General features: G+C 64.1%; 14 protein-coding genes. 11 read left to right on the top strand and 3 right to left on the bottom strand.

Annotated features, from left to right (window positions below):
• The first annotated feature begins 41 nt into the window (after positions 1 to 41).
• Positions 42 to 809 carry a class II aldolase and adducin N-terminal domain-containing protein gene (locus LB547_RS30265; protein ID WP_140524180.1) on the top strand — a complete coding sequence of 256 codons (768 nt, stop codon included), beginning with the start codon at positions 42 to 44 and terminating at the stop codon, positions 807 to 809.
• 3 nt (positions 810 to 812) lie between these two features.
• On the opposite strand, the gene LB547_RS30260 is transcribed toward LB547_RS30265, so the two are convergent.
• On the bottom strand, positions 813 to 1,445 hold the full coding sequence (locus tag LB547_RS30260; protein ID WP_140524182.1) for an HAD family hydrolase: 633 nt from the start codon (positions 1,443 to 1,445) through the stop codon (positions 813 to 815).
• A 255-nt stretch (positions 1,446 to 1,700) separates the two neighbouring features.
• Between LB547_RS30260 and LB547_RS30255 the strand changes: the two genes are divergently transcribed.
• Positions 1,701 to 2,660 carry a sugar-binding transcriptional regulator gene (locus LB547_RS30255; protein ID WP_140491340.1) on the top strand — a complete coding sequence of 320 codons (960 nt, stop codon included), beginning with the start codon at positions 1,701 to 1,703 and terminating at the stop codon, positions 2,658 to 2,660.
• Positions 2,661 to 2,707: 47 nt separating this feature from the next.
• On the opposite strand, the gene LB547_RS30250 is transcribed toward LB547_RS30255, so the two are convergent.
• Positions 2,708 to 2,893: a hypothetical protein gene (locus tag LB547_RS30250; RefSeq protein ID WP_140493424.1), complete on the bottom strand. Its 186-nt coding sequence runs from the start codon at positions 2,891 to 2,893 to the stop codon at positions 2,708 to 2,710.
• Positions 2,894 to 3,003: 110 nt separating this feature from the next.
• Here LB547_RS30250 and gcvA point away from each other — a divergent pair, with 110 nt between their 5' ends.
• The 9 genes from gcvA (at position 3,004) to LB547_RS30205 (ending at position 13,012) form a co-directional block, all read left to right on the top strand.
• A complete protein-coding gene (gene gcvA / locus LB547_RS30245) occupies positions 3,004 to 3,909 on the top strand; it encodes a transcriptional regulator GcvA (protein ID WP_140655335.1) in 906 nt (301 codons plus the stop codon).
• Between the two features lie 212 nt (positions 3,910 to 4,121).
• Positions 4,122 to 5,432 carry an ABC transporter substrate-binding protein gene (locus LB547_RS30240; protein ID WP_140491344.1) on the top strand — a complete coding sequence of 437 codons (1,311 nt, stop codon included), beginning with the start codon at positions 4,122 to 4,124 and terminating at the stop codon, positions 5,430 to 5,432.
• 124 nt (positions 5,433 to 5,556) lie between these two features.
• Positions 5,557 to 6,429 carry a carbohydrate ABC transporter permease gene (locus LB547_RS30235; RefSeq protein WP_140491346.1) on the top strand — a complete coding sequence of 291 codons (873 nt, stop codon included), beginning with the start codon at positions 5,557 to 5,559 and terminating at the stop codon, positions 6,427 to 6,429.
• A 12-nt stretch (positions 6,430 to 6,441) separates the two neighbouring features.
• Positions 6,442 to 7,266, top strand: coding sequence for a carbohydrate ABC transporter permease (locus LB547_RS30230; protein ID WP_140491348.1), 825 nt, complete (start codon positions 6,442 to 6,444; stop codon positions 7,264 to 7,266).
• A 60-nt stretch (positions 7,267 to 7,326) separates the two neighbouring features.
• Positions 7,327 to 8,331, top strand: a complete 1,005-nt coding sequence (locus LB547_RS30225) for an ABC transporter ATP-binding protein (protein WP_140764003.1) — start codon at positions 7,327 to 7,329, stop codon at positions 8,329 to 8,331.
• Positions 8,328 to 9,098: an L-iditol 2-dehydrogenase gene (locus tag LB547_RS30220; protein ID WP_140764000.1), complete on the top strand. Its 771-nt coding sequence runs from the start codon at positions 8,328 to 8,330 to the stop codon at positions 9,096 to 9,098. The genes LB547_RS30225 and LB547_RS30220 overlap by 4 nt, the downstream gene beginning before the upstream one ends.
• Positions 9,099 to 9,257: 159 nt before the next feature.
• Positions 9,258 to 10,736 carry a mannitol dehydrogenase family protein gene (locus tag LB547_RS30215; protein ID WP_140763997.1) on the top strand — a complete coding sequence of 493 codons (1,479 nt, stop codon included), beginning with the start codon at positions 9,258 to 9,260 and terminating at the stop codon, positions 10,734 to 10,736.
• A gap of 9 nt (positions 10,737 to 10,745) precedes the next feature.
• Positions 10,746 to 11,429: an HAD family hydrolase gene (locus LB547_RS30210; RefSeq protein ID WP_140491356.1), complete on the top strand. Its 684-nt coding sequence runs from the start codon at positions 10,746 to 10,748 to the stop codon at positions 11,427 to 11,429.
• Positions 11,426 to 13,012 carry an FGGY-family carbohydrate kinase gene (locus tag LB547_RS30205; RefSeq protein WP_140763994.1) on the top strand — a complete coding sequence of 529 codons (1,587 nt, stop codon included), beginning with the start codon at positions 11,426 to 11,428 and terminating at the stop codon, positions 13,010 to 13,012. The genes LB547_RS30210 and LB547_RS30205 overlap by 4 nt, the downstream gene beginning before the upstream one ends.
• A gap of 8 nt (positions 13,013 to 13,020) precedes the next feature.
• Here the strand turns inward: LB547_RS30205 and LB547_RS30200 are convergent, their stop codons facing one another.
• Positions 13,021 to 14,109 carry an ABC transporter ATP-binding protein gene (locus LB547_RS30200; protein ID WP_140491360.1) on the bottom strand — a complete coding sequence of 363 codons (1,089 nt, stop codon included), beginning with the start codon at positions 14,107 to 14,109 and terminating at the stop codon, positions 13,021 to 13,023.
• Position 14,110 lies beyond the last annotated feature (1 nt).

Raw genomic sequence — 14,110 nt, 5'->3', positions numbered from 1 at the left:
GCAGGGCACGGCATTGTTCCTAAAACCCGGAGGATTTTTCGATGAGCATCGCCCGCCTGCAAAAGGAACCGCTGACCAACCTGCCCTTCTACGAGGAGCGCGTCGATCTTGCCTGCGCCTTCCGCTGGACGGCGCGGCTCAACATGCACGAGGCGGTGGCCAACCATTTCTCGCTGGCGGTCAACGAGGACGGCACAAAATTCCTGATGAACCCCAATCAGGTGCACTTCTCGCGCATCAAGGCGAGCGACCTTTTGATGATCGACGCCAACGATCCCGAGACGCTGTCCGGCCCGAATGCGCCCGACCCGACGGCGTGGGGCCTGCACGGCGCCATCCACCGCAACGTCCGCCATGCGCGCTGCGTCATGCATGTGCATTCCATCCACGCCACCGTGCTGGCCTCGCTCGCCGATTCTAGGCTGCCGCCGATCGACCAGAATTCGGCGATGTTCTTCAACCGCCACGTCGTCGACGCCCATTATGGCGGTCTGGCCTTCGAGGAAGAGGGCGAGCGCTGCTCGCAGCTCCTGACCGACCCCAAGGTCAAGGTAATGGTGATGGGCAATCACGGCGTGCTGGTCATCGGCGACACGGTGGCCGACGCCTTCAATCGCATGTTCTATTTCGAACGCGCCGCCGAGACCTACATCAAGGCGCTGTGGACAGGGCGGCCGCTACGCACGCTTTCCGACGCCATCGCCGAGAAGGCGGCAAGCGAAATGGACGACTATCCCGGCCAGGCCGAGCGGCATCTCAGCGAGCTGAAGGCGATCCTCGACGAGCAGGAGCCGGTCTACCGGAACTGAGGTTTAAAGCCCCAGTTCAGCCCGCAATTCCTCGGCGCTGTTGATGACCACCGCACCGGGCGGGCCGTCCATCGGTTTTTCCGGCCAGAAGATCGTCTTCATGCCTGCCGCCAGCCCCGCCATGGCGCCCGGCCAGCTGTCGTCGACCGCCACCGCGTGCGCGGGATCGACATCGGCCAGATAGGCGGCGCGCAGGAACGGCTCGGCTTGCGGCTTGCCTTCGCGCACGTCGTTGCGGCTGATGGTCTTCATGCCTGGATAGATCAGGCCGACCATGTGCAGATTGGCGTCGACGATCATGCGGTCGGAATTCGAGACCACGGCTTGCTGCACGCCAAGCGCGCGCAATTCGTTGAAGATCTCGATCGCACCGGGGCGCGGCTTCAATGTCGCGACAAGCGGCAGATAATGCTCGTATTTATGGACGATCCACTCGTCGAAGGGCAGATCCAGGCCGAACTCGTCGCGCATCATCAGGTAGACCGGCCAGGCAGCGACCCCGAGAACGCGCTCATGCAGGTCGGGCGGAGGCTGAAGGCCGACATTGCGCATCGCCGCCACCAGGGCTGCTTCGTGCAGCGGTTCGCTGTCGACCAGCGTGCCGTCCATGTCCCAGAAAACCGCTTTCGGTGTCATGCAACGCTCCTTTTGGCGTTCCCTTAAAGGGTTTACCCCGCGAGATAAACCATCCGGACGGCAGAACGTGCCACCTGTCGGAACGGAAATCCTCCTTTTGCCTGCCGTGGAATCCCCAGGCCGACGATGATCCGGCCGATCCCACGCCCGCATGCGCAAGCAATTGCCCTGGCGATTTGACAATTGCGCAGCGCGCGGTTCCCTGCGAAAGTAGGCGCTACCGGTTCCATGACCGGCGGTTTCGGGAGGCAGGACGTGAATAACCGGCAGGAGGGCGGCAGCAACAGGTTGGACGATGCCGCGCGCGCGGGCTGGCTTTATTACGTTGCCGGCAACACGCAGGACCAGATCGCCGCCACGCTCGGCATCTCGCGGCAGACCGCGCAGCGGCTGGTGTCGCTGGCAGTGTCGGAAGGCCTGATCAAGGTGCGCGTCGACCATCCGATCGCCAACTGCCTCGACCTCGCCGCCCGCCTGAAGTCGCGCTTCGCGCTCGACCTGGTGGAGGTGGTGCCGAGCGACCCGACCTCGTCATCGACGACGATCGGCATCGCCGAGGCGGCGGCAGCGGAAATCGAGAGGCGGCTGAGATCGCCGGCGCCGATCGTGCTGGCGATCGGCACCGGCCGTACGCTGAAGGCGGCGATCGAGCAACTGCCGCCGATGGAGTGCCCGCAGCACAAGGTGGTGTCCCTGACCGGCAATATCTCGCCCGACGGTTCGGCCGCTTTCTACAACGTCATCTTCACCATGGCCGACAGGGTCAAGGCGCGGTCGTTCCCGATGCCGTTGCCGGTCATCGCCTCCTCGCCGCAGGAGCGCGAGATGCTGCTCAGCCAGCCGATGATCCAGCCGACGCTGGCGCTGGCCGCGGAGGCCGACGTCACCTTCGTCGGCATCGGCGACCTCGGCCCGAAGGCGCCGCTCTATGAGGACGGCTTCATCTCCGACGCCGAGCTGAAGGCTTTGCAGAAGGCCGGCGGCGTCGCCGAAATCGTCGGCTGGGTGTTCGATCGCGACGGCCGCATGATCGAGGGCATCACCAACGACCGGGTGTCGTCGGCGGCCCTGCCGTCACGCGAGAAGTCGCTGGTCATCGCGCTCGCCATGGGTGAACGCAAGCTGCCGGGCATCCTGGCGGCCGTGAACCGCCGGCTGGTCAACGGCCTCATCACCGACGAACGAACCGCCGCCGCCCTGCTGGCGAGCGGATGAGCCAAAAGCCTCGAGGCAACATCGATTTGCGATAAAATCCGGGCGGGCTATCCATGCCGTCCGAAGGGGTCGTTGCCGTCGAGGAAGCCAAGGTCCCGCTGCAAGTGCGGTGACAGATCCCTGATGTCGAGATGCGCCTTTTTCCTGGTCGCGAACCAGCCGAATCCGTCCGCAAGCCATGAAATCCAGCGATGATCCGGAGCGGGAGTGCATTTTTGCTGCGCCATGGTCATGATCGTCAACCTTCGCTATCTTCAACCCGAGTGACGGGCTGAGGATGAATGTCGGTCTTGCCGGCCGCCTTTGCCAATCGAACGTCGATAAGGACCCATAAGGAGGCTTTATGCCGGATCTCAGCTCGCGACAGGTTGCGCAGCTTCCGCCGCTGCAGGCGATCCGGGTGTTCGAAGCGGTGGCTCGGCATCTGTCCTTCACCAAAGCGGCCGAGGAACTGGCGATGACGCAGGCAGCGGTCAGCTATCAGATCAAGGTGCTGGAGGAGCGGGTCGGCGCGCCGCTTTTCCTGCGCCGGCCGCGACAGATCGAGCTCACTGAAGCCGGACAGCGCCTGGCGCCGGCGGTCAGCGAGGCCTTCGCCATACTCGGCCAGGCCTATGCGGCGGCGCGCGGCGGGGCGGACGGTCTGCTGTGCGTCACCACGGTGCTGACCTTTGCCTCGAACTGGCTGGCGCATCATCTGGGTTCGTTCCAGATCGCGCATCCCGCCCTTGCCGTGCGGCTCGACACATCGAGCCGCCTGACCGATTTCGCCCGCGAGGATGTCGACCTTGCCATCCGCTCGGGCGGCGGCAAATGGCCGGGACTGGAGGCCTACAAGCTGCTCGACGCCGATTTCACGCCGATGCTGAGCCCCAAGCTCGCCGCGAGCATCGGCGGCGTCAAGGAACCGGCCGATCTGCTCAAGCTGCCTATCCTCGATCCCGGCGACATCTGGTGGACGCAATGGTTCGAGGCCGCGGGCGTGCAAAGCCATGACCTTGCCAAGCGCCCCGGCAGCAGCATGGGCGCGCAGGCCTATGAGGCCAATGCGGCCATCGCAGGCCATGGCGTGGCGATCCTGACCAGGGCGCTGTTCAAGGCGGAACTCGCCGACGGCCGCCTGATCCAGCCCTTCGACCTGGTCGGCGACGACGGCCACGCCTACTGGCTGGTCTATCCGGAGGCGCGCCGCAACGTGCCGAAGATCCGCGCTTTCCGCGACTGGATCCTGGCCGAGATCGCCTGCTGACCGGCTAACTCCAGGATCAAAACCGCGCTCCATCCAGATCACCGTTGTCGCCCGATCCGTGCCTGCGGGACGGCCATTTGCAACGCGCCAGGTCGGCGCTCCTCCATCGAGTGTGCGCTGCACCATCGAATCTGGCTTGACATAATTCATTCTTAATGAGTAATTGCTCACAGCCAAGGCAAATGCTCATCTTGGTCCATGGGAGGAATTTGATGAAACTTCGTACGCTCATCCTGGGCTTGTGCTCGGCCAGCGCGCTCGCGTTCGCGGCACATGCCGAATCCATCACCATCGCCACCGTCAACAATGGCGATATGGTCCGCATGCAGAAGCTGACCGACGACTTCACCAAGGCGAACCCCGACATCCAGCTCAACTGGGTGACGCTGGAAGAGAACGTGCTGCGCGAGCGCGTGACGACCGACATCGCCACCAAGGGCGGCCAGTATGACGTGATGACCATCGGCACCTACGAGGTCCCGATCTGGGCCAAGCAGAGCTGGCTGTTGCCGCTCGACAAGCTCGGCGACGACTACGACGCCAAGGACATCATCCCGGCGATCGCCGGCGGCCTCTCGGTCGACGGCAAGCTCTATGCCGCGCCCTTCTACGGCGAAAGCTCCTTCGTCATGTACCGCAAGGACCTGATGGAGAAGGCAGGGCTGAAGATGCCCGACGCGCCGACCTGGGACTTCATCAAGCAGGCCGCCGACAAGATGACCGACCGCGCCAATGGCGTGAACGGCGTTTGCCTGCGCGGCAAGGCCGGCTGGGGCGAGAACATGGCCTTCCTGACCGCCATGTCGAACTCCTTCGGCGCGCGCTGGTTCGACGAGAACTGGAAGCCGCAATTCGACCAGCCCGAATGGAAGAACACCTTGCAGTTCTATGTCGACCTGATGAAGGCCGACGGGCCGGAGGGCGCGTCTTCCAACGGCTTCAACGAGAATTTGGCGCTGTTCCAGCAGGGCAAGTGCGGCATGTGGATCGACGCCACCGTCGCCGCCTCCTTCGTCTCCGATCCCAAGGCCTCGCAGGTCGCCGACAAGGTCGGTTACGCATTGGCGCCTGACAATGGGCTCGGCAAGCGCGGCAACTGGCTGTGGGCGTGGTCGCTGGCCATTCCCGCCGGCACGCAGAAGGCCGATGCCGCCGAGAAGTTCGTGTCATGGGCAACCAGCAAGCACTATGCAGAACTGGTCGCCTCGAAGGAAGGCTGGGCCAACGTTCCGCCGGGAACGCGCTCCTCGCTCTATGCCAATCCAGAGTACCAGAAGGCGGCTCCGTTCGCCAAGATGACGCTGGACTCCATCAATGCTGCCGACCCGACGCATCCGACCGTCAAGCCGGTGCCCTATGTCGGCGTGCAGTTCGTCGCCATCCCTGAGTTCCAGGGCCTCGGCACCACCGTCGGCCAGCTGTTCTCGGCAGCCCTTGCCGGCCAGTCGAGCGTCGACGACGCGCTGAAGCAGGCCCAGGACGCCGCAACCGCGGCGATGACCGAGGGCGGCTACATACAGTAAGGCTCCTCCCGGTGCCTAAGGCCGGTCGCCGACCATGGCCGGCAACGGCCGCCCGAAACCCAGTTCGGGCGGCCACTTCCGACAGCTCGAGAAAATTCCGTCCGATCCTTGAAGGGTGACCGTCATGGCTACTCAGCAGACCCGTTCGCTTGCCCGTTTCATGATGGCGCCATCCGTCGTCCTGCTGCTCGTCTGGATGGTCGTTCCGCTGGCGCTCACGCTCTGGTTCTCCTTCCAGCAGTACAATCCGCTCAATCCGATCCGCGACGGCTTCGTCGGCTTCTCCAATTACGCGTTGTTCTATTCCAACCCGGCCTTCCTGCAATCGATCCTGAACACGCTGCTGATCGTCGTCAGCGTGCTTGTGATCACCGTGGTCGGAGGCATCCTGCTGGCGCTTTTGATCGACCAGCCGATGTGGGGCCAGGGCATCGTGCGCATCCTCGTCATCTCGCCGTTCTTCGTCATGCCGCCGGTGGCGGCACTGGTCTGGAAGAACATGATCATGCATCCGCAATACGGTGTCTTCGCCGACATAGCGCGGTTCTTTGGCCTCCAGCCCATAGACTGGTTCGGACAATATCCGCTGACCGCCATCATCATCATCGTCGCCTGGCAGTGGCTGCCTTTCGCGACGCTCATTCTTTTGACTTCGCTTCAGTCGCTGGACGGCGAGCAGAAGGAAGCCGCCGAGATGGACGGCGCCGGCTTCATCAGCCGCTTCATCTACCTGACGCTGCCGCACATGTCGCGCGCGATCACCGTCGTCATCCTGATCCAGACGATCTTCCTGCTTTCGGTCTATGCCGAGATCCTCGTGACCACCAATGGCGGCCCGGGATACGCCTCCACCAACCTGCCCTTCCTGGTCTACCAGAAGGCGCTGCTCGAATTCAAAATCGGCCAGGCCTCCGCCGGCGGCATCATCGCGGTCATTCTCGCCAACATCGTCGCCTTCTTCGCCATGCGCGCCGTCGGCAAGAACCTGGACAGATAAAGGGAGGAAAAGATGGCACGCGCAGTCACAACCCGGCACAAGACGATCGCGACGGCTGCCGCCTGGATCGTCGCCCTGCTGATCTTCTTCCCGATCCTCTACACGATCATCACCTCGTTCAAGTCGGAACAGGAGGCGATCCAGGGCTTCAACCTGATCCCGTCCGGGACCTTCGAGAGCTATTCCGAGGTCCAGGCGCAGAACGGCTATTTCAAGTTCTTCCTGAACTCGGTGCTGCTCTCGGTCGGCTCGACCATCCTGGCCCTGCTGGTCGCCATTCCGGCGGCCTGGTCGATGGCGTTCTCGCCGACCAAGCGGACCAAGGACATTTTGATGTGGATGCTGTCCACCAAGATGATGCCGGCGGTGGCCGTACTGTTTCCGATCTACCTGATCTTCCGCGACACCGGCCTGCTCGACAGCCGCATCGGCCTGATGGTGATGCTGATGCTGATCAACCTGCCGATCGTGGTGTGGATGCTCTACACCTATTTCCGCGAAATCCCCGGCGAGATCCTGGAAGCGGCGCGCATGGACGGCGCCTCGCTGTGGAACGAGATCATCTATGTGCTCACACCCATGGCGGTGCCGGGCATCGCCTCGACCATGCTGCTCAACATCATCCTGGCCTGGAACGAAGCGTTCTGGACGATCCGGCTGACCACGACGGAAGCAGCACCCTTGACCGCCTTCATCAGCTCCTTCTCCAGCCCGCAAGGCCTGTTCTGGGCGAAGCTCTCGGCCGCCTCGACGCTGGCGATCGCGCCAATCCTGATCATGGGCTGGTTCAGCCAGAAGCAACTGGTGCGCGGCCTGACCTTCGGTGCGGTGAAGTAGGGGCGCCGTGAAGTAGCAGCGTGCGCCAGGCGGCGGACGGAAATCCACCGGGAGGAAAGCATGGGAAATATCACGCTCAAGAACGTCTCGAAATCCTTCGGCTCGACTTCGATCATTCCTAACATCGATCTCGTCATCGAGGACGGCGAGTTCGTCGTCTTCGTCGGCCCGTCGGGCTGCGGCAAGTCCACGCTGCTGCGCCTGATCGCCGGCCTGGAGGACACCAGCGGCGGCACCATCAACATTGACGGCCGCGACGTCACCGGCGAGGCGCCGGCCAAGCGCAAGCTTGCCATGGTGTTCCAGTCCTATGCGCTTTACCCGCACATGACGGTAGCCAAGAACATCGCCTTCCCACTGAAGATGGCGGGCGAGAACCAGGCGACCATTGACAGGAAGGTGAAGGACGCCGCGCGCGTGCTCAACCTCACCAACTATCTGGAGCGCCGCCCCGGCCAGCTTTCCGGCGGCCAGCGCCAGCGCGTCGCCATCGGCCGCGCCATCGTGCGCCAGCCTTCGGCCTTCCTGTTCGATGAACCCTTGTCCAACCTCGACGCGGCACTGCGCGGCACGATGCGGCTGGAGATCAGCGAACTGCACCACCAGCTCAAGACGACGATGATCTACGTCACCCACGACCAGGTCGAGGCGATGACCATGGCCGACAAGATCGTCGTGCTGAATGCCGGAAATGTCGAGCAGGTCGGCTCGCCGATGGAGCTCTACAAGACGCCGAAAAACCTGTTCGTCGCCGGCTTCATCGGCTCGCCGAAAATGAATCTGATCGAAGGCGCCCCAGCGGCGAAGTACGGCGCCAAGACCATCGGCATCCGGCCCGAGCACATGGCGATCTCGACCACGGCGGGCGATTGGAAGGCAACAGTCGGCGTCGCCGAACACCTGGGATCCGACACCTTCCTGCATGTCCAGGCCGACGGTGTCGGCCCGCTGACGGTGCGCGCCGACGGCGAACTCAGCGTCCACCATGGCGACAGCATTTATCTCACGCCCGACAAGGCCAAGCTGCATCGCTTCGGCCCCGACGGCAAGGCGTTGGCGGCATGAGGCTGAAAGGCAAATCGGCGCTGATCACCGGGTCGGCGCGCGGCATCGGCAAGGCCTTCGCCGAAGCCTATGCCCGTGAGGGCGCCATCGTGGCGATTGCCGACATCGATCTCGAGGCGGCGCAAAAGACGGCCGCCGAGATCGGCGGCAAGGCCTATGCGGTGAAGCTCGACGTCACGGACCAGGCCTCCATCGATGCCGCGGTGCAGGCGGTGGAAACCAGGACCGGCGGCCTGGACATACTGATCAACAACGCCGCTTTGTTCGACCTGGCTCCGATCGTCGACATCACCAAAGCGAGCTACGACAAACTGTTTTCCTTCAACGTCGCAGGCACGCTGTTCATGCTGCAGGCGGCCGCGCGCTCGATGATCACGCGGGGAAAGGGCGGCAGGATCATCAACATGGCGAGCCAGGCCGGGCGGCGCGGCGAAGCGCTGGTCGCGGTCTACTGCGCCAGCAAGGCGGCGGTCATTTCACTGACCCAGTCGGCCGGGCTCGACCTGATCAAGCACGGCATCAACGTCAACGGCATCGCGCCTGGCGTCGTCGACAGCGACATGTGGGACCAGGTCGACGCGCTGTTCGCCAAATACGAAAACCGGCCCAAGGGCGAAAAGAAAAGACTGGTCGGCGAAGGCGTGCCTTACGGCCGCATGGGCAGACCGGAGGACCTCGCCGGCATGGCCGTGTTCCTGGCCAGCGACGAAGCCGAATACATCGTCGCCCAGACCTACAATGTCGATGGCGGCCAGTGGATGAGTTGAGGCGGGGGCGGCCTCTTCTCCCCGTGCCTCCGCGGGGAGAAGAGGCCAACATCAAGATGGCGGCCGCATCGCCTCGGAAGGCATGTGCCGCTCCCTACTCTCTCCCGGTGAAGGGGGACAAGGGTAACGAAGGCCGCAACCCGGCCAAAGGGTAAACAGATGACCGTGAAACTCTCTTCCGCCAATCTCGCCAACCTGCCGGCCAGGGTCGCAGGTCCGAAATACGACCGCGCAGCGCTGAAGGCCGGCATCGTGCATTTCGGCGTCGGCAACTTCCACCGCTCGCACCAGGCCGTCTATCTCGACGAGCTGTTCAATTCGGGCGTCGGCCACGACTGGGCGCTGGTCGGCGCCGGCGTGTTCGAGGGCGAGAAGATCGGCCGCGGCAAACTGGAAGAGCAGGACTGGCTGACGACGGTGGTCGAGCAGGACGAGGGTCATATGAGCGCCCGCGTCACCGGCGCCATGATCGACTTCCTGACGCCGGGCGATGCCGCCGCCATCATCGAACGGCTGGCCGATCCGGCGATCAAGATCGTGTCGCTGACCATCACCGAAGGCGGCTATTTCATCGACCCGGCCTCCGGCGTGTTCAACCCGACGCATCCCGATATCGTCGCCGATGCGCAGCCGGGCGCGACGCCGAAGACCGTGTTCGGCATCATCCTCGCCGGCCTGGTGCGGCGGCGCGGCGACGGCATCGTGCCGTTCACGGTGATGTCCTGCGACAACATTCCCCACAACGGCCATGTCACCTCGGATGGCGTCATCGGGCTGGCCCGCCTGATCGACGAGGATCTGGCGGCCTGGGTCGGCGGCAATGTCGCTTTCCCGAACGCGATGGTCGACCGCATCACGCCGGCCACGTCGGACCGCGAACGCGCGATCCTGGCCAAGGATTTCGGCGTCGAGGACAATTGGCCTGTCTTTTGCGAACCCTTCCGGCAATGGGTGCTGGAAGACCATTTCACCGACGGCCGGCCGCCGCTTGAAAAGGTCGGCGTGCAGTTCGTCAAAGACGTCGCGCCCTACGAGCTGATGAAGATCCGCATCCTCAATGGCGGCCATGCCACCATCGCCTATCCGGCCGGGCTGATGGACATCCATTTCGTGCATGAGGCGATGCAGGAGCCGCTGGTGCGCGGCTTTCTCGACAAGCTCGAGCATGACGAAATCATCCCGACTGTGCCGCCGGTGCCGGACACGGTCCTGGAGGATTATTACCAGCTCATCGAAAAGCGCTTTTCCAACCCCAAGATCGGCGACACGGTGCGCCGGCTCTGTCTCGACGGTTCCAATCGCCAGCCGAAATTCATCATCCCGACCATCGCCGACCGCTTGAAGGCGGGAAAGAGAGTCGCCGGCCTGGCACTTGAATCGGCGCTGTGGTGCCGCTACTGCTTCGGCACGACGGACAGCGGCGCGGTCATCGAGCCCAACGATCCGAACTGGGACCGCGTGCAGGCGACGGCAAAGGCGGCAAAGGACGCGCCCGCCGACTGGCTTGCGATGGAAGACATCTATGGCGATGTCGGGCGCGCCACCGCGTTCGTCGAGGCTTTCGCGCATGCATTGAACCTGCTGTGGACGGATGGCACGCGCGCCACGCTGACGCGCTACCTCGCCGGCAAGCTCTGAAACGGGACCATGGCGCCGGAACTGGTCATTTTCGACTGCGACGGCGTGCTGGTGGACAGCGAGGCGCTGTCGGTCTCGGCACTGCTCGGCATGATCGCGCTTGCCGGCGGCAGTATCGGCGAGGATACGGCCTACGAGCATTTCCTCGGTAAGAGCATGAAAAGCGTGCGCGAGATCCTCGCCCGCGACTTCGGCCTGCCCATCACCGATCAGCACCTGACCACGATGCGCGTCGAATTAATGCGCAAATTCCGCGAGGAGCTGAAGCCGATCGCCGGCGTCAAGGAAGTGCTGCCGAGGCTTGGCTTGCCGTTCTGCGTCGCCTCCTCGGGCACGCTCGACCGCATCCGCTACGCGCTCGACGTCACCGGATTGCTCGGATTGATGGAGCCGCATCTGTTCAGTGCCGGCATGGTGGCCAGGGGCAAGCCGGCGCCCGACCTGTTCCTTCATGCCGCCGCCTCGATGCGGGCGCATCCGCGCAAATGCCTGGTGATCGAGGACAGCCCCGCCGGCGTCGCGGCGGCGCGGGCGGCTGATATGCGCGTGTTCGCCTTCACCGGCGGCGCGCATGCCGGCAACCCTGCCCTGAAAGCGCGGCTTGCGTCGAGTGAGCCGGACTTTATATTCGCTGACATGCTGCAATTGCCCGATCTGATTGCAGGCCTGGGAGCGAGAGACAGAGCATCTTGACGAAACAGTTCGTTTGCGCGGTCGATGTCGGCACCGGGAGCGCCCGCGCGGGCATTCTCGACACCAGTGGCACCTTGCTCGGCCGCGCCGAGCACCCGATCGCCATGCACCAGCCGAAAGCCGATCACGCCGAGCATGATTCTCGCGATATCTGGTCAGCCGTGTGCGCCGCGGTGCGTGCGGCCCGCGAAAAATCCGGTGTTGCCGCCGAGGACATTGCCGGCATTTCCTTCGATGCCACCTGCTCGCTGGTCGTGCGCGACAGGCAAGGCGGCCAGCTCAGCGTTTCGGTGACCGGAGAGGAGCGCTGGGACACCATCGTCTGGCTCGATCACCGCGCCATCGCCGAGGCCGACGAATGCACGGCGAGCGGCCATGAGGTGCTCAACTATATCGGCGGCGTCATGTCGCCGGAAATGGCGACGCCGAAGCTGATGTGGCTGAAGCGAAACCTGCCGAAGACTTGGAATGAAGCCGGCTATCTATTCGACCTTACCGACTTCCTGACCTGGCAGGCGACGGGGTCGCTGGCCCGCTCGCAGTGCACGCTGACCGCCAAATGGACCTATCTGGCGCACCGGGAACCCGCATGGCAGCGCGATTTCTTCGAACTCGTCGGCCTCGGCGACCTCTTCGAGCACGGCAATCTGCCCGAAAGGGCCAGTCCGGTCGGCGCTTACATCGGCTCTTTGAGCGCGCAAGCAGCGGCGGAGCTCGGCCTGACGGAGACATGCCGGGTCGGCGCCGGGGTGATCGATGCCTATGCCGGTGCGCTTGGCGTGCTCGGCGGGTTTGCCGGCGACGAGCGGAATATCGGCCGTCATTTGGCGCTGATCGCCGGCACATCCTCCTGCGTCATGGCGATGTCACCCGATCCGCAGCCCTTCGCCGGGGTCTGGGGGCCATACTACGGCGCCGCGCTACCGAAGCTGTGGCTGTCGGAGGGCGGCCAGTCGGCCACCGGCGCCCTGCTCGACCACATCATCCGCTGGCACGGCGCGGGCGGCGAGCCGAACGCGGCCATGCATGCGAGGATTGCAAGCCGCGTCGCCGAGCTGCGCACGGCGGAGGGCGATGCACTTGCCGGCCGGCTGCATGTGCTGCCCGACTTTCACGGCAACCGCTCGCCGCTCGCCGATCCACATGCGGTCGGCGTGGTCAGCGGCCTTACGCTGGATTCCTCCTTCGACAGCCTGTGCCGGCTTTACTGGCGCACCGCCGTCGGCATCGCGCTCGGCGTGCGCCATGTGCTGGAAGCGCTGAACGAGAATGGCTATCTGATCGACACGCTGCATGTCACCGGCGGCCACACCAAAAACCCGCTCTTGATGGAACTCTATGCCGACGCCACCGGCTGCACGGTGGTCGAGCCGCTGGCGGACGAAGCGGTGTTGCTTGGCACAGGCATGGTGGCGGCGACGGCCGCCGGGCTTTTCCCCGACCTCAACGCGGCCTGTCTGGCCATGCAGCAGGGCGGCAGGACGCGCGCCGCCAACCCGGCCGCCGGCGCCCGCTTCGATCGCGACTACCGGATTTTCCTGGAGATGCACCGGCAACGCCAGGCGCTCGACGCGATCCAGTAGAACGCGCCTTACCGTGTCAACAAGGATAGGCCGGACTTGGCATCGAACAGATGCATATCCGATTCGTCAAACGTATAGCGGACATCGCTGCGGATAGTTGGGCAGACGCGGCTGGGAACGAGTGCGCTGATCTCCTTGCCGCCAAGAGCGAATGTCACCAGTGCATCGTTGCCATGAAACTCGATGAGATCGGCCGTTCCCGCCAGGAAATTTCCGGCGCTGCCGGGGGTCGCGGGCTTGAGATCCGGAGGCCTGATGCCAAGCACCGCCTGCTCGCCATGTTGTAGCTTGAAGCGCGAGCCGTCGAGGGTGAAGACAGTTCCGCCATTGGTCAGCGTCCAGCCATTTTCTTTCCGGGCCACTGTCACATCGATGAAATTCATGTTCGGCGTGCCGATGAAGCCGGCAACGAACAGATTGCCCGGCCGCTCGTAGATTTCCGCCGGCGAGCCGACCTGCTCGATGACGCCGTCCTTTAGCAGCACGATGCGGTCGGCGAGCGTCATCGCTTCGAGCTGGTCATGGGTGACATAGACGGTGGTGGTCTTCAGCGACTGGTGCAGCCGCGCGATCTCGACGCGCATGTGGTTGCGCAGCTTGGCGTCGAGATTGGACAGCGGCTCGTCGAACAGGAAGACTTTCGGCGTCTTGATCATGGCGCGCGCGATCGCCACGCGCTGCTGCTGGCCGCCGGAAAGCTCGGCCGGCTTGCGGCCGAGATAGGGTTCCAGCCCGAGCGTCCTTGACACCGCTTCGACCCGCTTCTGGATCTCGGCCGCCGGCACTTTCTGGCGCCGCAGCCCGAAGGCGATGTTGTCGAAGATCGTCATGTGGGGGTAGAGTGCGTAGTTCTGGAACACCATGGCGATGCCGCGGTCGCCCGGATCGAGATCGTTGACCACCTTGCCGCCGATCGAGACCTCGCCGCCGCTGATGTCCTCCAGCCCCGCCAACATGCGCAGCAAGGTCGACTTGCCACAGCCGGACGGGCCAAGGAACACGACGAACTCGTGCTCCTCGATCGAGAGATTGAGGTCGCGGATGACCGTCGTGGTGCCATAGGCCTTGTCGACATGAGAACAGGTGATCGCGGACATG

This window comes from Mesorhizobium sp. B264B1B (genome assembly GCF_020165765.1).
In the GTDB taxonomy this organism is placed as follows: domain Bacteria; phylum Pseudomonadota; class Alphaproteobacteria; order Rhizobiales; family Rhizobiaceae; genus Mesorhizobium.
The sequence above is the reverse complement of the archived record's forward strand: the minus strand, read 5'-3'. Positions and strand labels throughout refer to the sequence as shown.